This is a genomic window from Peribacillus sp. P4_B1, assembly GCF_056402395.1.
The window spans coordinates 1-16,345 of record NZ_JBFUHM010000070.1; the positions used below are offsets into that span (position 1 = coordinate 1).

Annotated in this window: 19 protein-coding genes; 7 read left to right on the plus strand and 12 right to left on the minus strand. The window is 37.5% G+C overall.

The features are described 5' to 3' along the window. Nucleotides 1–386: 386 nt before the first annotated feature. Both AC1DVK_RS24185 and AC1DVK_RS24190 read right to left on the minus strand, forming a co-directional pair. On the minus strand, nt 387–1,475 hold the full coding sequence (locus AC1DVK_RS24185; RefSeq protein ID WP_427089073.1) for a glycosyltransferase: 1,089 nt from the start codon (nt 1,473–1,475) through the stop codon (nt 387–389). Next, nucleotides 1,475–1,948, minus strand: a complete 474-nt coding sequence (locus tag AC1DVK_RS24190) for an NUDIX hydrolase (RefSeq protein ID WP_427089072.1) — start codon at nt 1,946–1,948, stop codon at nt 1,475–1,477. The genes AC1DVK_RS24185 and AC1DVK_RS24190 overlap by 1 nt, the downstream gene beginning before the upstream one ends. 342 nt (nt 1,949–2,290) lie before the next feature. Here AC1DVK_RS24190 and AC1DVK_RS24195 point away from each other — a divergent pair, with 342 nt between their 5' ends. Then, entirely contained in the window at nt 2,291–2,887 is a 597-nt protein-coding gene (locus tag AC1DVK_RS24195; RefSeq protein WP_061463344.1) for a hypothetical protein, read from the plus strand. A gap of 239 nt (nt 2,888–3,126) precedes the next feature. On the opposite strand, the gene AC1DVK_RS24200 is transcribed toward AC1DVK_RS24195, so the two are convergent. The 3 genes from AC1DVK_RS24200 to cdaS all read right to left on the minus strand — a co-directional run bounded on the left by AC1DVK_RS24200 (nt 3,127) and on the right by cdaS (nt 6,459). Continuing rightward, nucleotides 3,127–4,700, minus strand: a protein-coding gene (locus tag AC1DVK_RS24200; protein ID WP_477627569.1) for an IS3 family transposase whose coding sequence is annotated in 2 segments (ribosomal slippage) — nt 3,127–4,058 and nt 4,058–4,700 — 1,575 coding nt in all. Because the reading frame shifts where the segments join, the coding sequence is not laid out codon by codon here. A gap of 120 nt (nt 4,701–4,820) precedes the next feature. Then, complete coding sequence (map, locus tag AC1DVK_RS24205; RefSeq protein ID WP_477627570.1) at nt 4,821–5,567, minus strand: type I methionyl aminopeptidase; 747 nt, start codon at nt 5,565–5,567, stop codon at nt 4,821–4,823. 271 nt (nt 5,568–5,838) lie between these two features. Beyond that, complete coding sequence (gene cdaS, locus AC1DVK_RS24210) at nt 5,839–6,459, minus strand: sporulation-specific diadenylate cyclase CdaS (RefSeq protein ID WP_410861076.1); 621 nt, start codon at nt 6,457–6,459, stop codon at nt 5,839–5,841. A 290-nt stretch (nt 6,460–6,749) separates the two neighbouring features. Here cdaS and AC1DVK_RS24215 point away from each other — a divergent pair, with 290 nt between their 5' ends. After that, nucleotides 6,750–7,070, plus strand: coding sequence for a 2Fe-2S iron-sulfur cluster-binding protein (locus AC1DVK_RS24215; protein WP_089362198.1), 321 nt, complete (start codon nt 6,750–6,752; stop codon nt 7,068–7,070). 108 nt (nt 7,071–7,178) lie between these two features. On the opposite strand, the gene AC1DVK_RS24220 is transcribed toward AC1DVK_RS24215, so the two are convergent. Beyond that, nucleotides 7,179–7,559 (minus strand): VOC family protein, encoded by a 381-nt coding sequence (locus AC1DVK_RS24220; RefSeq protein ID WP_410861075.1) that lies wholly within the window; start codon nt 7,557–7,559, stop codon nt 7,179–7,181. Nucleotides 7,560–8,114: 555 nt separating this feature from the next. Between AC1DVK_RS24220 and AC1DVK_RS24225 the strand changes: the two genes are divergently transcribed. From AC1DVK_RS24225 to AC1DVK_RS24240, 4 genes are all read left to right on the plus strand, one after another. Beyond that, nucleotides 8,115–8,579, plus strand: coding sequence for a DinB family protein (locus AC1DVK_RS24225; protein WP_318685113.1), 465 nt, complete (start codon nt 8,115–8,117; stop codon nt 8,577–8,579). A gap of 54 nt (nt 8,580–8,633) precedes the next feature. Continuing rightward, entirely contained in the window at nt 8,634–9,047 is a 414-nt protein-coding gene (locus AC1DVK_RS24230; protein WP_410861072.1) for a VOC family protein, read from the plus strand. A 258-nt stretch (nt 9,048–9,305) separates the two neighbouring features. Further along, entirely contained in the window at nt 9,306–9,806 is a 501-nt protein-coding gene (locus AC1DVK_RS24235) for a VOC family protein (RefSeq protein WP_477627571.1), read from the plus strand. A 162-nt stretch (nt 9,807–9,968) separates the two neighbouring features. Beyond that, nucleotides 9,969–10,532, plus strand: coding sequence for a DUF402 domain-containing protein (locus AC1DVK_RS24240; RefSeq protein WP_477627572.1), 564 nt, complete (start codon nt 9,969–9,971; stop codon nt 10,530–10,532). Nucleotides 10,533–10,621: 89 nt separating this feature from the next. Here the strand turns inward: AC1DVK_RS24240 and AC1DVK_RS24245 are convergent, their stop codons facing one another. Next, a complete protein-coding gene (locus tag AC1DVK_RS24245; RefSeq protein WP_477627573.1) occupies nt 10,622–11,266 on the minus strand; it encodes a lysozyme family protein in 645 nt (214 codons plus the stop codon). Nucleotides 11,267–11,479: 213 nt separating this feature from the next. Between AC1DVK_RS24245 and AC1DVK_RS24250 the strand changes: the two genes are divergently transcribed. Beyond that, nucleotides 11,480–11,635: a DUF4021 domain-containing protein gene (locus tag AC1DVK_RS24250; protein ID WP_477627574.1), complete on the plus strand. Its 156-nt coding sequence runs from the start codon at nt 11,480–11,482 to the stop codon at nt 11,633–11,635. A 179-nt stretch (nt 11,636–11,814) separates the two neighbouring features. On the opposite strand, the gene AC1DVK_RS24255 is transcribed toward AC1DVK_RS24250, so the two are convergent. From AC1DVK_RS24255 to AC1DVK_RS24275, 5 genes are all read right to left on the minus strand, one after another. Next, nucleotides 11,815–12,600, minus strand: coding sequence for a glucose 1-dehydrogenase (locus tag AC1DVK_RS24255; RefSeq protein WP_063576252.1), 786 nt, complete (start codon nt 12,598–12,600; stop codon nt 11,815–11,817). A gap of 48 nt (nt 12,601–12,648) precedes the next feature. Beyond that, nucleotides 12,649–13,401, minus strand: coding sequence for an SDR family NAD(P)-dependent oxidoreductase (locus tag AC1DVK_RS24260; RefSeq protein ID WP_249593572.1), 753 nt, complete (start codon nt 13,399–13,401; stop codon nt 12,649–12,651). Nucleotides 13,402–13,432: 31 nt separating this feature from the next. Further along, on the minus strand, nt 13,433–14,221 hold the full coding sequence (locus tag AC1DVK_RS24265) for an SDR family NAD(P)-dependent oxidoreductase (protein WP_089362189.1): 789 nt from the start codon (nt 14,219–14,221) through the stop codon (nt 13,433–13,435). A 112-nt stretch (nt 14,222–14,333) separates the two neighbouring features. Continuing rightward, entirely contained in the window at nt 14,334–14,984 is a 651-nt protein-coding gene (locus AC1DVK_RS24270; protein WP_477627575.1) for a GntR family transcriptional regulator, read from the minus strand. Nucleotides 14,985–15,131: 147 nt separating this feature from the next. After that, nucleotides 15,132–15,929 carry a DUF2935 domain-containing protein gene (locus AC1DVK_RS24275; protein WP_477627576.1) on the minus strand — a complete coding sequence of 266 codons (798 nt, stop codon included), beginning with the start codon at nt 15,927–15,929 and terminating at the stop codon, nt 15,132–15,134. Nucleotides 15,930–16,345: the final 416 nt, after the last annotated feature.

The following is a 16,345-nucleotide window of genomic DNA, read 5'->3' on the forward strand; positions in this document are numbered from 1 at the left end:
CTACAGGGATGGTTTGGGTAACTTCATAGTTGATTCGTTGGGAAGGGGTACAATTTTTTTAGCATAGAGAAGCCCCAACGGTTAGTTTTTTGGTAAGGGATATCGTATTTCAGATTCTGGGTAAGCGTTTTTTCAGACCAATGATATCCACCCAACATGTTCCATGATCAATCAAATGGACAAAATAGCCGCCTTCCTGTACTACAATGAAAATGCTTATGGTCCGATCTCGTGTATTGGCATTCTGAACTGAATTTGTATTTTTTGGAATGTGATTCAGGAGTAATTTTTATGAATTCACCTGGGATATATACTAGTACGGGGGACAAAAGGAGGGAAGAAACATCGCTAATTTACTTAGCACATAATCATTTACATTGACTATGTCAATTAACTTCGTTATTTTTTTCTATTAAGCTGTATAGCCTTTGTTGTTCGATGATTTGTTTATTCAAATCAAAATTTTCATCAATAACCTGTCTTGCACTTCTGGTATATCTCTTCCATACTCTTGGATGACTCAGGAAATATTTTATACCTTGAGCCAATTTTAAATCATCTTTCTCAGGAACAAGGTATCCTGTTTTTTTATGCTCAATCAATTCCGGAATCCCTCCATGAAAGGTGGAGATGACTGGTAAACCGCTTGCCATGGCTTCTTTTAATGCATTTGGGATCCCTTCTACATCGCCATCTTCGCCCGTTTCACTGGCAAGGCAAAAGAGATGGGAATCTCTTAATTCCTTAGAAATTTGGTTAGAATCCATTGGCCCCCTAAGAAAAACGTGTTCGTTTAATTGGTTTTCATCAATGAAAACTCTTATCTTCTCTTCATCTTCACCTGTCCCAATGATGTGCAGTGTCGTTCTTGGGTATTCCTGATGAATCCGTTGAAAGGCCTTCAAAAGCGTAAGGAATCCTTTTTTCTCGACAAGTCTGGCTACAGACAAGATTCGGATTTCTCCTTCCTTAGGTAGGGAACGTTGGACATATGGGTATAAATCTAAATTTAGACCGCCATATAATACATGTACCTTATCTTCTTTAAATCCTAATTTTTTTAATTCATCTGCAAGAAAATGGCAAACTGCAAAACAACCAGCTCCATGTTTTACTAAATTTTGATATCGGAGGACATTTTTGCGAAATCTCTGATATGTTTGAGTGGAAGAATCACGTCCTCGAAAATGTACAATCAAAGGAATATCATACTCTATAGCTGTTGGTAAAATATCAATGGAATGTTTCCCTTGATGAGCGTGAATCGCGACGACATTTTGCTCCTTAAAGAAGGCTCCAAGGTCTTGAATTTCGTTCAAATTATAATAATGTTCAAACTGAAATTGAACATTGTCGCTATTTGGATAAGGTCCTATTACAATAGGCCGATATTGATCCAACATAATGATTTGATTGTACATAAATCCTTGATTTATTTTAATAGGCTCTCTAATGTAAAAAGCGATTGTCTTCACTATTTCAATCCCTTCCTTCCCTCTAAAATCAAATTTTCGATAAAACTTTGAAATATTTGTCGATCTCGTTCAGTTAAATCTTTCGGAAAAGCGGACCATTTAAAAAATTGTACCTTTTGTATTTCTAAATCATCAGGTTTTAAATCTCCGCTGAGTATTTCTTCGGTCACGTAAGCAATATTGACTGGAAAGTATTCATCACCATTAGGAAGCTTCGTAAAATAGTTCTTCCCTGAAAAAACGCCAATTAATTGAAGGTTGCCAATGTTAATCCCTGTTTCTTCTAAAATTTCACGTCTGCATGCCTCTTCCGCAGATTCTCCTAATTCAATAAAGCCGCCTGGGAATTTCCACATTTTATCGGATTGTACCATAAGAAAACGGCTGTTCTGATCGATAACCAAAACGGTGACCCCCGTAAGTAACAAAGCTCTAGTCCCAACGAGAGCACGTAAAACTTCAATGTATCCCATCACAAGTCTCCTTTCAGATCATTTCCTTTCTGGTTTTTACTCTTTTATAGTAAATGCAAAATAGAAAAGATTCGAAACGGACAAGTACATATATTTGTATGTTTTTTGTAAAGTTCTTAATTGAATGTGTATGAGCATAAGACACTGAAGAAATGCTGGGAAAAGCTTTGCTTAAGAGAATTATGCACCAATTGCTTATAGGTCCTTCTCGTCCTTAAGAACCCAGTAAAAGAGGGTATGAATTAATTTTGTGAAAAAGTGTTATTAACCTAAAGCAACTAATCGATGATTTCATATTATAGGTTATGGTTATTAAAAAGAAGAAAAGAGGTGCAAGATTAGATGGATGAATTTAAATCAATAAAGCTTGAGAGAATAGAAAAGAACGGTAAAAAAGAACTTATTATTCATAATCCAACCACATTAAAACTAATTGGGGAAGGAAGTCAAGGTGCAGTCTTTCAGCTTGATGAAGATCTTTGCGTAAAAATTTATGTCAATCCAAATGCAGCAACTAAAGAGGGGAAAGCACTTGAAGCAGCGAAGGAAACTCATATTGTTCCGAGGTTATACGAAGTCGGACCAAACTATGTTATTATGGAGTATTTAAAAGGTCCCAATCTAAAAGATTATTTGAAAGGAAAGCAAGATATTCCCGAATCGTTTACAGAACAAATCATAATGATTCGAAAGGAACTAAAGAGAGTTGGATTTATTAGAATCAAGACCTCTATCGGACATTTTGTTGTAACAAAGGGAAATGTGCTGAAAGCAATCGATCATTCAGATGGCCTCACAATGAATGACCCATATAATCCGAAGATGTTTCGTGATCTAAAGAAATTGGGGTTATTGGATTCATTCCTTGAACAAGCAAAGAAAATCGATCCTGAATCATATGAAGACTGGCAGAAAAATATTGATTTCAATGCGATATAGGAAACCTATCCGTTAGGATGACAATATGGGCAGATGGCTTCAGCAAAGGCTCTAACCGGTGCAAGTATGGCATACTTCAAAAAAATTTATGATGAATTCCTCACAAAACCAATTATGTTGTACAAGCAGGAAAATCTAAAAGAGTCGATTGCTTAACGTTGAACTGCACCCCAATTGTTAGACACAACTTACAATGAAGTGCTCCCTGTCAAGTAGACAGTGGAAATAATAAAAATGCTTTACGCGGCTTGATCCCTGAATTCCAAGGGGCTCAAGCCGTCTAATTTTTCTTGATAGCGCTCAGAATTATAAAACGAAATGTATCCTACAATTGCTATTTTTAGCGCTTCATATGTATCATATTTATTTAAATAGTATTTTTCGCATTTGAGCGTACCCCAAAAAGCCTCGATTGGTCCGTTATCAATACAACGTCCCACTCTAGACATACTATGWACCATCTCGGCATCATCTATCATCCGTTTGAAAAGTTTTGAAGTATATTGATAACCACGATCGCTATGAATAAGTGGATGCTCATCCTCTTTTAATTTTTGTATGGCTGGTGTCATCGTTTGAAATACAAGTTTATTGTTATTCGAATGCCCTAATACATAACTCACAATCGAATTATCGTATAAATCAATAATGGCGCTTAAATAAGCCTTTTTGCCATTCCCATATTTAAACTCCGTGACATCTGTACACCATTTTTGATTCGGTTGGTCTGCTTTGAACTTGCGACTGAGTATGTTTTCTGCTACATAATCTGGATTCGATTTACGATATTTTTTTCGTTTTCGACGAATCACCGATTTTAATCGACACATTTTCATCAAACGATAAATCCGTTTTTTATTTACCTTCGGTAAATCTACTTTTTCACGCTGACGATTGATTGTAAGTGTGATGCGACGATATCCATAAATCCCATCTACTTGTGTATAAAGGTACTGAATTGATTCTAGAAGCTGTTCATTCTCGATTTCCCGTGCTGATGGCTGACGGTTCAACCACTTATAATAAGCAGCACGTGCAACATCGGCAATTTCACATAATAAAATGATTGGCAGTGCTTCCTTCGCTGCTAATTCTTGAATGGCAATATAACGGGTATGTATACAACTTTTACTTAACGACGCCTCCTTTCGATTTCCTCTAACTTTTTTAAGAAGAGATTTTCTGCACGTAATCGTTCATTTTCACGTTCCATGCGTTGAATTTCTAAACGAAACTTGTCTTCAGTGCTTAACTCTTCTTCTAACTTTGTACGTCCACGGCGATCTTGTAAGTCTAATTCCCCGTATTTTTCGAATTTTTTTACCCATTGATATATTTGTTGGTAAGAAACCGCATATTGTTCAGCTGTTACTTGATAACTTTTATCGTTGGCAATACAAGCTTGTGCTATTTCAATGCGCTCTTGTACTGTTGTTTTTCTACCTTTAGTCATAGTTTGGCTCATTCCTTTACCCGAATCTTTTAATTCACTATGACTAGTATACTTTTTAATCCAAATTCGCAAAACGGATGTACCGGAAAGTCTATATTTTCTAACGGTTTCTCTTAATGAATAACTTCCTGAAATATAGTCTTGAACAGCTGCTAGCTTTAATCCTTTCGGATATGTATTATGATTCTCACTTCTATTAAGACTATCCTCTCCAAAAAACAAGTAATTATTTTGCCAATCTTTGATCGTTCTAGAATCAACTTTATACAACTCGGCCACCTCATTAAGAGTGAATTGGCTATTTTCATAGAAATTTAGAATCTCTAATTTTTCTTCTTTTGAAAAGCTATATTTTCTCATAAAAAAACCTCCCCAATAGGCAAACAGATTTTATTTTTTAATCTGTCTACTTATTGGGGAGCGTATCATTATTAGATGTTGTCTAACAATTGGGGTGCAGTTCATTTGGCCGTTTCATTTTTATTGTTCCGTTAAAATGATCGCATCTTCTTTTGTAATGACAAGGGTATGTTCATATTGAGCAGAAAGCTTTCCATCTGCCGTTCTCGCCGTCCAGCCGTCTTGATCCATTTTCATATGCCATGTTCCTGCATTCAACATAGGCTCGATCGTGATGACCATGCCTTCTTTTAGACGGGCGCCTTTACCTGGTTTACCATAATGTAAAACGGTTGGGTCTTCGTGCATGGTTTTACCGATACCGTGTCCTGTAAAATCGCGGACAACAGAAAATTTTTCACCTTCTGCATATGACTGAATTGCATGACCAATATCCCCAAGACGATTTCCTGCCCGTGCAGCCTCGATGCCTTTATATAGTGCAGCCTTGGTTACATCCATCAAACGCTGAACCTTTTCTTCAACTTTCCCGACTGCATATGTCCAAGCTGAATCGGCCAAACCGCCGTTAAGGTTTACCACCATATCAATCGTGACGATGTCTCCCTCTTTTAGGGCTTTCTTTTGCGGAAACCCGTGACAAATTACATCATTCACAGATGCGCACGTTGCATATTTGTAGCCGTTATAGCCCTTTTGTTCAGGTGTCGCACCATGCTCTGCCAAGTATTTATCGACAAACTCTTCAATTTCCCAAGTCGTGATGCCCGGTTTTATCATTTTAGCGATTTCTCTATGCGTCGCAGCAAGAAGTTTGCCTGCTTCATGCATCAAATGTATTTCTCGTTCACTTTTAATGGTTATCATGTAAAATCCTCTTTCGTTTTATAACTTATCTGCTTTAGACTCCTTATTTATCATATGCCTTTTTTTATATAAAAAGCAACCAAAAACCCGGTAAAAATCACCGGGTTGATTAATTCATGAAATTTTCTGTACCTGTAATTCTGATAAAATAAGCTATAAATTACAAAAGCCTAAAAAGGATCCAGCGTTTACTTATTTACGCGATTGAATATTCCAGGTGTGAATTATCTGGAACATTATAATTACCCTGTGACTTATGGTCTTAATAATTCTATATAGGCCCGTGTGTATTAATAGGGTACAGTTTCCCATTCATTGCAAATGAAACTCTTCCTGTTTCCTCTGATACTACCAATACAAGGGCATCACTCCGTTCAGATAAACCCAAAGCAGAGCGGTGGCGTGTTCCCAGTTTTTTTTCCCCGGTTGACCTGTCTGAAAGCGGAAGGACATTTGCTGCGGAAACAATCTGGTTTTGACTAACCAAAACCGCACCATCATGCAGTGGATTTCCAGGAAAAAAAATCGATTCCAATAAAGAATGGGTTAACTCCGCTCCTATTGAAATACCGGGCTGAATCAATGAATCAAGGGGATCTCCCCGTTGAATCACAATCAACCCGCCATGTCTCAAATTCGATAAATTTTGAACGCAAGTTGATAATTCGGGATATTTGTCCGTAAACGGTGACAAATAACAGTTTAAATAAAATGTTGCTGCTTTCATATCAATGTATACAAACTTTTCTTTAATTTTTTCAAAATTTCCAAGAAGGCAATAATTTTCATCACCCATTGCTTCCAAGTTATCCTGTAATGCCGTTATTACTTGGCGAATATCCTCTTTTAAAACTTGTTTCATTGGTGAAAAATCACAATTACCATTATTCACAGACAGGGCCTCCCCTTTATTTTTCACTCTTTTTTTAAGTAAACCATAATTATTTTCGTAATTGGACCTATTTGAAGCTTGTTAAATCTATAATTTTCAATCTACTTAAAGTTTGTCTTCAAGATAATTAATTATTCATCTAATGAGTTAAGCACTTTGTTTTACGAATGGGGTTTAACAATCAGTAATGATTTTTTCACATTTTTTTCTGTCATATGGACAAGGTAAGAGAATAAATATGTTAATGACCCGTTGGAAGATATCCTATAATTTATATGAGGTGGTATAAAATGCCTTACGTAACTGTATTTGACCAAGGAACGTTTGAAGTTGAAATGGGAAAAAAGTTAGTATTAGCGATGGAAGATAACGGTATAAATATTCTCCACAGATGTGGAGGGAAAGCTAAGTGTACAACTTGCAGAGTGGAAATATTGGCAGGTGATTTTTTGGAAGTCACAAATAAAGAAAAAAAGGTCTTTGAGGAAAAAGGAATGGAGGATCATTTGCGTTTATCCTGCCAAATTTACGTGAATGGAGATATAACCATTCGACCGATCATGACTGTTGAAAACTCTGGAATTGCCGCTGGACCACGGCCTGCTGACTAAATAGGACCCATACAGTATTAAGCGATATAACATGATGTCATGACATATCAAAACGACTAAAAAAGTTTCCATAGTCGTTTTGATGTTTTTAATCATTTGMTATGTGAGTCACTTTTTTTCCATGACCGCAAAGTAATTTTCTTCGTTATCAGCAAAATTGAAGACTCTTCCAGATGGCATATTTACAAGTTCCCCCACTTTGATATTCTTCTCCGAAAAGTCTTTATATAATTCATCAAGATTATCCGAGTAAAACATTAACGAGGGTGTAGCAAGATTTAATTCAGGCTGCATTTTAGCTATGAATTCCTTATTATGCAGGATGATACTCGTTTGTGCATCCTTTGTTGGAGCAATTTCAATCCATCTTAACCCTTGGCCGTTATCTTCTTCAGAAATTACGCTAAATCCGAATTTTTCCGTCCAAAATTTCAATGACTCATCCTGGTTATTAACGTATAACATAATTTGTCCGACTTTATTAATCATTGGCTTCTCTCCCTTTCTGCTGGTTCCGTTATTATTGATACTCTTCCCTTTTTAGCATATTTTGCGATGGAAACATATGACTACTTGAATCCTATAATAAATGTAAGATTTAAGCAATATCCACCAAACTTCTCTCCGCTTATTAAGAAGCAAAATAAAGTTAAAAACAATCATTTTCTGTTTTTGTAACCTGTACACCTTAAGAAAAAAAGGATAAATTGATTATGCTCCATTAGTCAAATATTTTACGAATTTTGTTTAGTTTTATCGCCTACATATTTCAAATGACCTTCCAGAAATTGCGCTTCCACAGTTAATGTAACATAACTTTATCTCTCTTTTTGAAATAAAGACCCTCTCTTTTTTAATGTCACTAGCACTCCATCAAGTGTAGAAGAAGAATGTTCTACAGAATCATACTCATACCATTAATAATCTTGAATCTGCCCAGGTAGTTACATTAAAAAAACTGATCGATCTTTATATACTGGAATTTGCAGGACTTTTCGATTTTTCACAGAACTTCTATAGAGTATCTATCAAAGGAGGTAAATAATGTTTCTATCGAAAGAAGGATTGTTAAATATATTAGAAGGCAACAGGAGATTGACAATGCGGGTACTTGAAGCCTTTCCTGAAGAAGAATTATTTCACTATACACCGGCCGAGAAGCTTCGCCCTTTCGCCGAGATGGTTAAAGAAATCATGAACATTGAAACTGGATATATGCGTGGAATTGCACTTAGTGTATGGGAGTTTCCAGATTCGTTTGCTGCACTTTCTACAAAAGAGGCACTAATATCTGCATGCGAAGCAGTAAGGCAAGATACTAGAAAACTGTGGGAGGAAATTACCGAGGAAACACTTGAAGCGGTTGAAAAGGATCCCTTTTTCGGACCCTCACAAAGCCACTTTGAGAGACTTCAATATGCCCTCGAAAATGAAATCCATCACAGAGGACAGGGATATATTTATCTCAGAACACTCGGGATTGAGCCACCGGAATTTTTCGTAAGGTAATAAGTAATCAATTAGGAGCAATGAAAAATAAATAAGAAAATAGGAGTGAGGTACATGTCAGTTGATGCATATCTTAATTTCAATGGGAATTGTCGACAAGCAGTAGAGTTCTACGCAGAGGTTTTTGGAACGGCATCACCTAATATCATGACCTTTGGGGAAACACCGCCTAATCCTGAATTTCCGCTTCCAGAAGAAGCGAAAGATTTAGTCATGCATACAAGGCTAAGTATTAATGGAAGCAATATCATGTTTTCAGATACTTTTCCTGGCATGCCTTTTGTCGAAGGAAATAATATCAGCTTGGCATTTGTTAGTAAGGATTTGGATGAAATTAAATCGATCTTTAATAAACTTAGTCAAGGCGGTAAGGTTGGGATGGAGCTTCAAGAAACATTTTGGAGTAAAATTTACGGTCAATTAACGGATAAATTCGGAATCCAATGGCAATTTAACTTCGAGAGCTGAGAAACGAAATTTGGATATAGGACTTTTCACAAATGAAAAGTTTCTATATCCTTTTGTATTTCCATCACCAAGGATTAAAGGGATTAGTTAAATGATTGGTTGGATACATACCCTAACCTTATATCATTTTCTTGGTTCATGATAAATGGTGTATAGTAAAACGGTAATTTAAAGGTATTTAATCTTTCGCATTTCCATGATCATAATAACAAATTTAATTATCCTGGCTATACATGAAAACAATAAAGGAGAAAAATCATGAAAAACAAAATTCAAAAAATCACAACTAACCTTTGGTTTGATTCACAAGCCGAAGAGGCGGCGAAGTTCTACACATCCATCTTTGAAAATTCTAAGATCGGAAGAATCACTAGCTATGGAAATGAAGGAAATCAAATCCATGGAAAGACAATGGGTTCTGTGATGACCGTGGAATTTGAATTGGAAGGACAAACATTCGTAGCATTAAATGGCGGTCCTCAATTCAAATTCACARAGGCAATATCATTTATCATCCATTGCGAGGATCAAAAAGAATTGGACTATTATTGGGGAAAACTCTCGGAAGGCGGAGATGAAAAGGCGCAAGTGTGCGGTTGGCTGAAAGATCAATTTGGCGTATCATGGCAAATCATCCCAGAAAGTCTAACCGAGATGGTGAACGACTCCAATCCTGAAAAATCGGAAAGAATGATGAAGGCGTTGCTCCAAATGAAGAAAATTGACATTAAAACTTTAGAGCAGGCGTATCAAGGATAAGTTCCAATAAACAACATTCTGATTAGGCAGAAGAGTGAACGATTTTGAAATAGTTAACACCTAATTTCTCGGTACTTGTGAAATTGGGTTTTGATATTTACCAAAGCAGAAAAGAAACAAATGGCTAATGATCTAGATGGTTTTTAAGGGAGAAATAAAATGATGGACAAAATATATACAACAGCACTTCAACTTGGCAATGAAATAATTGAAAGAAAAATCCGCTATGACTCTTTAGTTGTAGAACATACCTGTTTGCTATTAAACGCACAAAATCATCATGTCGTGCTTTTTCATGAAATCATGGATGCGTTCACGATGAAAGYGGGTCCTATAGAATTAAACATACCCATTGGAAGTTATACGATAGCTTATTATTGGAAAGACCGCCCTTATAATTTATACATTTGGAGAGATAATAGGAGAGATAATGAAGGCAATTATTTAGGTTCCTATTTTAATATTGTAAAAAATACATTTATGGCGGATAAGTTGTTATCCTTTGAGGATTTGATCATTGATATCATGGTGCTTCCGGATGGGTCACATTTTATTTTGGACGAGGAAGAGTTACCTGTGCCCTTAGAGCAATTTGAGAGTGGTTCTGTTAAACAAGCCTTAAACTCTTTACTTGATTCCATTGATATCCTTCTTTCACAAATCATTGAGGAATCCGGGAAACTCTATAAACATAACGACCTCCTTCCATGGTTGAACAATAAATGACAATCGTTTTGATTCTTTGAACTCCGCAAAAGAGGTAGCATTACCATGAACAAAAAGCCTGCTTCATTCAGTAGGCTTTTTGTTCCCCCTCACTCCCCATCGGCTTGTGCCGATATACTGTCAAGTTCATCGATATTCTTCGTTACCTTTGCACTGTATGAGTAGTCACCGTAGCAATATGGATATCGGAAATTCTCTTTGTCACCGCCGCAATCATAGAGGGTGGGGTTTTTTTCGACCTGAAGCAGGGAGAACTTCTTCGCAAGCTCTTCAGTATGCTTGCCCCCTTTATTTGCAACGAAATCAATATAACCAATTCCCATGTTATAAGCTTGAATGATCGTAGCAAAATCCACGTCCTTTTCATTGCCATATTCATTGATCCTATTGAAATGTTTCACTCCATACTTAATGCTTTCCGTTGGATCTGTGATTGTATTCGGGTCAAGCCCCGCCGACTCAGATGCCTGCATTGGATCACCGCCCCGTCCTCGGCTTTCCTGCTGCATCAAGGCAATCAATGTCGAAGTATGCTCCTCAAGTCCGTATTTAGACAGCTCGTCGCGGAGAAGTGTACTATACTTTTTTACGTTCGCAAAAGAATCAAGCGAATTTACTGATGTGGAAACATTTTCGGAATATGGGCTTTTCATGATCTCCTTTATAAGCAAAAATGCAAAAATCAGGATGAAAATGACAAAAGCATTCTTAGATCTCTTTCGTTTCTTCTTCACATTCTCTCTCCGTTATCTCTAGGTTATATATTTATATCTTAACAAATAGTAAGAGTAATAACTATTTAGAATATCATTAAATGTTCAGGATAATGAAATTGGTATTCTATCTATAATCTCTGAACTTAGCCGCAAGAAATCCTAAAAGTACCTGAGTCACTTTAGTATATTTATTGGGACAATGAGACATCCTAATAGTTGGAGGTGTTATGTATGGATAAGAAGAATGATAAAGAAGAAATCCTTGATGACAAAAAGACAAAATCCACGAACGACTTTGGAGCAGATCCGGATGAACAAGAAATGAATGGTCTGTATGGTATGTTGGAAACTGAATATGAAGACRAGCTTCATGATAAAGAAAAGTAACGATTGGTTTCTTTAATGTTTGTTATGCGCCTTAATATGGCGTTTTTTTATGAGTTCCGTTACTATTCTAATGGTTCGTATTTCGTTTCTGATTTTTAAAATTTGAATTCATTTGGTCATAAAATAAAAGGATACGATTAAAAAGGGAGTGACCTAATACTGTCACTCCCTTTACACGTTTAGTATTGTGAAGATTGTCCGCCATCAATCGGAATGACAGCCCCGTTGATGAACTCCGATTCCCCTGATAATAGGAAGGCGACTAAACGGCCGACCTCTTCAGGTTTACCAAAGCGTTTCTTAGGATTCACACTGACGAAATCTGCCATTGCTTCTTCCCAATTTTCCCCGCCTATTTGCCTGAATGAACCTTCTACCATTGCCGTTAAGATAACTCCTGGTGCAATGGCATTTATGCTGATTCCATATTGACCATATTCTATGGCAGCTGTTTTCGTTAAGCCTGCAACAGCATGCTTACTCGCAACGTAAGCACTTTGGTTAAGCACAGCACGAATTCCACCTACGGAAGCCACGTTCACAACTGCCCCTGATCCTTGTTCTTTCATGATTGGCAGAATGTATTTCATACCATAGAACACACCATTGATATTGATGTCCGTCACTTTGTTGAAAACTTTGCTATCGTATTCAGCCATTGGGGCTTGTTTACCTTCGATACCCGCATTATTATAAAATGCATCGATTCTTCCATACTTGCTGACTGTTTGGTCTACATAGTTCTTTACTGCTTCTTCATCAGATACATCTGCAGTGACCAGAAGCACGTCCGATTTTGGTGCAATTTCCAAGATTAATTTTTTTGTCACTTCCAAAGATGCATCGTTTAAATCAACTAATGAAAGTTTAGCCCCTTCTTTAGCCAATTCCAATGCGGCTGCTTGTCCTAACCCTGATCCTGCCCCAGTAATGATTACAACTTTATCATCGAATCGTTCGCTCATTTGTCAAAACTCCCTTTTTAAGTTATCTCGAAAATCCTTTGATTATAATTATCCTTTAAAGCTTAAGAATCCATCATCAACAGGGATGACTTGTCCATTAATGGCGTCCGCTTTTTCAGAGAACAAGAACGTTACAACTTCAGCAACTTTTTCTGGCTGAATCAATTTTTTCCTCATATGAAGTTGTGCCAAACTGTCCAGGAACTCTGGATCTTCACCAATGATCGGCGTTTCGATGAAACCTGGTGCAACGCCGACGACACGAATCCCATATTGCGCAAGTTCAATGGCACCGGATTTAGTCATGGCGATGACTGCAGCTTTTGCGGCATGGTAATTAAAGCTGCCAATTGAAACCATTGTCCCATATATAGAAGCGGTATTAACGATTGTTGCCCCAGTTACACCAAGCTCCACCATCTTCCTTGCTGCATAATACATGCCATAATATACGCCGTGTTGGTCAACATCAACGACTCTGTGGTATGATTCTGGATCCATTTCCAAAAATGGTTTTACTAGTCCAATTCCAGCGTTGTTGAATATGCCATTGATGGTGCCATGATTGGCAATTGCTGCTTCGACCATCGCTTCCACTTCTTCCGCTTTAGCTACGTCCACTTTCACAAAAGATGCCGTGCCTCCCTTTTGTTGAATAGATTCAGCCGTTTCCTTAGCGGCAACATCATTATAATCAGCCGCTACCACAATAGCTCCCTGTTCAGCTAATTTATATGCCGTTTCCTTACCAATTCCGCTGCCCGCTCCTGTAATTATTATGACTTTTCCTTTTAAACTCATCTATGGGTCCCCCTATAAAGTTTTTTACTTATCAGATTAAAATGGCCCCTCCGTCGATTACAAGTTCTTGACCCGTAATGTGGCTGGAAAGATCGGATACTAGATACATCATTAGATTTGCGATTTCCTCAGGCTCAGCATACCGGCCATCCGGAGTCGTCGCTTCCAACTGTTTTCTAGCCGTTTCTGCTGCAGCGGAATCACCTTGGCCAAATCCGCTTTCAATCGACCGCATCATAGCCGTGTTGACGACACCTGGGCAGACCGCATTCACCCTGACACCATGTGGAGCAACCTCGACACCAGCTGTTTTCGTCATTCCAAGAACTGCATGTTTACTTGCGCCATACGCCACCATGTTTGGCGTTGCCAGTAAACCCGCTCCGGAAGCTGTATTCACGACTGCCCCGCTTTTTTGTTCAATCATATGGGGCAATACATGTTTTAAGCCCAAGAAAACGCCGCGTACATTTATTGACATTAATTGATCGAAAACCTCAGTAGGATAATCGATAAGAGGCATTATTTTGCCTTCCCACCCGGCATTATTCAAGAAAATATCGATTTTGCCATAGGAATCTATCGTTTTTTGAACATAATTTTTAATGTCGTCTTCCTTTGTAACATCGGCCTTTACAAATTTCGCTTCGCCGCCGTTTTCTTTGATTTTATTTACCGTTAGCAGGCCAGCCTCTTCGGAAAGGTCTACAACAACCACTTTGGCTCCATTTTCTGAAAGTGTAATAGACGCTGCCCGGCCGATACCCCCGCCGCCGCCGGTAACAATTGCTACTTTTTCTGTAAAATCGAATGCTTGCATAATATCCTCCCATCTCACTTTAATCTCGGTGATGATATTCTTGTTTGAATACGATTACATCATAACATTATTTTTGTCGATTGTCGACAATTCGGTTTTAGAGTCAAAGACTCTACATCACTCCACGGCTCAAGGCTTCATGAATTTCATTTTTTGCTTTAACGAAATCATCTTCTAGAATGGCCTCAATGGACATTTTTAATCTATAATGGAAGTTTTCCATCGTTTCCGTATTCCATTGACTTTGGGCAAAAACCATGAGGATATGACTGGCTTCTTCAAAAAATCTTGATAATGCTTTATTATTAGCGATTGAAAAAATATAGCGAAATATCTGTGTTGCCCTTTTTTGATACTCGATTACATTGCTATTTTCACACTCATCGGTTGCACTTTCCAAATGCCTTTGTAATGATTGCTTATTTTCTGCATGCCACTTCCCTTGGGAAAAATCAATGCCCATCTGGATCAACCCGATCGTAACATCATTATATTCAATGATTTCCTTTTGTGAAAATGGCTTGACGATCGTTCCCCGCCGCGGCATCCTCTCAACAATACCGTCGACCTGCAATAGATATAGGGCTTCCCGTACGGGTGCACGGCTAGTGTTCAATTCTTTGGAAATGTCTTCTTCGACGATTTTCTCTCCAGCTTCTATTTCACCTTCAATGATTTTTTTTAAAATGTGTTTAGCGATTTGTTGTGGTAACGATTCTCCAAAATAAATGCCATCTGTCAAATTGGAAGAATTTCCAAACATCTTTCAGCACTCCTATACTTCTATAATTAATTTTAGTTCTTCTAGTATAACATAAGGATAGGAATTAACTTCCTTTATAAATCACATCCATTAAGGAAAGCACATATAAAGAGCCCGTTTAAAGAAAGGGCTCCATGAGGTACTTTTTTATTCGACTAGCCTCGGTTTCGCTGGATCGCAGTTTGGCGTTTCCGTGTTTGTCGATTCTGCCAGTTTCGTCAAATAATAACATTCTTCACGCCACATATGATCTGCCATTAATGGGGAAAACGTTCCAAGAGCCTGCGCACTAAGCTCAAGTTCCTCCAATTCATGCAGAAAGTGCTGAAAGAGTTTCATTTCCAATTTGACGTCCGCATTCATTTTTTCCAATGCCGGGAATGTTGACAGATTTGTTCGTAAATATCCAGCCAATTCAACTGCTTTTAAATAATAATCATTAAAATGTTTTTTATATTGGTCACTTTTCTCTTTTAATCTTTTTTCAACATCGTCCATGTTGGATGATATTGCCCCTGCATGCCCTGCTGCATCTAACAGCCAAACCAAATGATGATGGAGTTCATGAAAAACCGGCGGCATTTGATTTGCATTGAAGTATTTCAATAATCTTAAATATTCTTCCAATTCGTTCACCATATGATTAATGAAAGTAGGTGAAAGATGTATTTTAATTTTCCCTACCAGATGTTCTTTTAAAAGGCTTAGCTTAAACTCCCGGAGTCTTAAAACTTCCTCTTCTGCCGTGACAGTAAGTTGAGTAATCTCTTCAGAATTGGCTTTACCAAGTAGAGTATCAAATACTTGAATGAATTTTGAAGCAATTTCAATGTTTTCCACTTCAACCGGAGCTAAAGATTCATGGATGAATCTGGAATGGTCTCCTAAGATTTGCAGCCAAAACCGGTGCTCGAACCTTGCTGTTTTCTCCAAAAACTCATTCATTTGCCTCCCCCATATTTTAAAAGTATCGAAACTTCACTTATAATTTGTATTCCATGAATTACAAACTTATTAATATAAATTGAATGAGGGCGAAATTTAAGTGGCATACACCAAGAAAATTAATGTTCTTCAATCCCAATGGATTCAAAAATCCCGTCTACTAAAGAAGGTGAGTTAGTCAAACGAATGAAAAACCCCTCCTTTTTTTTGCCTTCACTTACCAAAAAGAGTTGTTATTCAAAATATTTTAAACCGTCTTTGCTTTATTTTAATTGGTTTTTGAATCTAGATATACGCTGTTTATTGTAGGCTCTTTTCGTAAAGATTGTTGTTTTTAAAACGAAACTATTTAAGGTTGATTGGAGCGGAAGTGCGAGACTCCTGCGGGAGCAGCGGGACAGGTGAGACCCCACAGG

Excerpts from the sequence above, each read along its gene's own strand:
- AC1DVK_RS24190 (WP_427089072.1), bottom strand. The coding sequence starts at position 1,948 with ATGGGATACATTGAAGTTTTACGTGCTCTCGTTGGGACTAGAGCTTTG.
- AC1DVK_RS24195 (WP_061463344.1), top strand. The coding sequence starts at position 2,291 with ATGGATGAATTTAAATCAATAAAGCTTGAGAGAATAGAAAAGAACGGT.
- map (WP_477627570.1), bottom strand. The coding sequence starts at position 5,567 with ATGATAACCATTAAAAGTGAACGAGAAATACATTTGATGCATGAAGCA.
- AC1DVK_RS24215 (WP_089362198.1), top strand. The coding sequence starts at position 6,750 with ATGCCTTACGTAACTGTATTTGACCAAGGAACGTTTGAAGTTGAAATG.
- AC1DVK_RS24220 (WP_410861075.1), bottom strand. The coding sequence starts at position 7,559 with ATGATTAATAAAGTCGGACAAATTATGTTATACGTTAATAACCAGGAT.
- AC1DVK_RS24225 (WP_318685113.1), top strand. The coding sequence starts at position 8,115 with ATGTTTCTATCGAAAGAAGGATTGTTAAATATATTAGAAGGCAACAGG.
- AC1DVK_RS24230 (WP_410861072.1), top strand. The coding sequence starts at position 8,634 with ATGTCAGTTGATGCATATCTTAATTTCAATGGGAATTGTCGACAAGCA.
- AC1DVK_RS24255 (WP_063576252.1), bottom strand. The coding sequence starts at position 12,600 with ATGAGCGAACGATTCGATGATAAAGTTGTAATCATTACTGGGGCAGGA.
- AC1DVK_RS24260 (WP_249593572.1), bottom strand. The coding sequence starts at position 13,401 with ATGAGTTTAAAAGGAAAAGTCATAATAATTACAGGAGCGGGCAGCGGA.
- AC1DVK_RS24265 (WP_089362189.1), bottom strand. The coding sequence starts at position 14,221 with ATGCAAGCATTCGATTTTACAGAAAAAGTAGCAATTGTTACCGGCGGC.
- AC1DVK_RS24270 (WP_477627575.1), bottom strand. The coding sequence starts at position 14,984 with ATGTTTGGAAATTCTTCCAATTTGACAGATGGCATTTATTTTGGAGAA.
- AC1DVK_RS24275 (WP_477627576.1), bottom strand. The coding sequence starts at position 15,929 with ATGAATGAGTTTTTGGAGAAAACAGCAAGGTTCGAGCACCGGTTTTGG.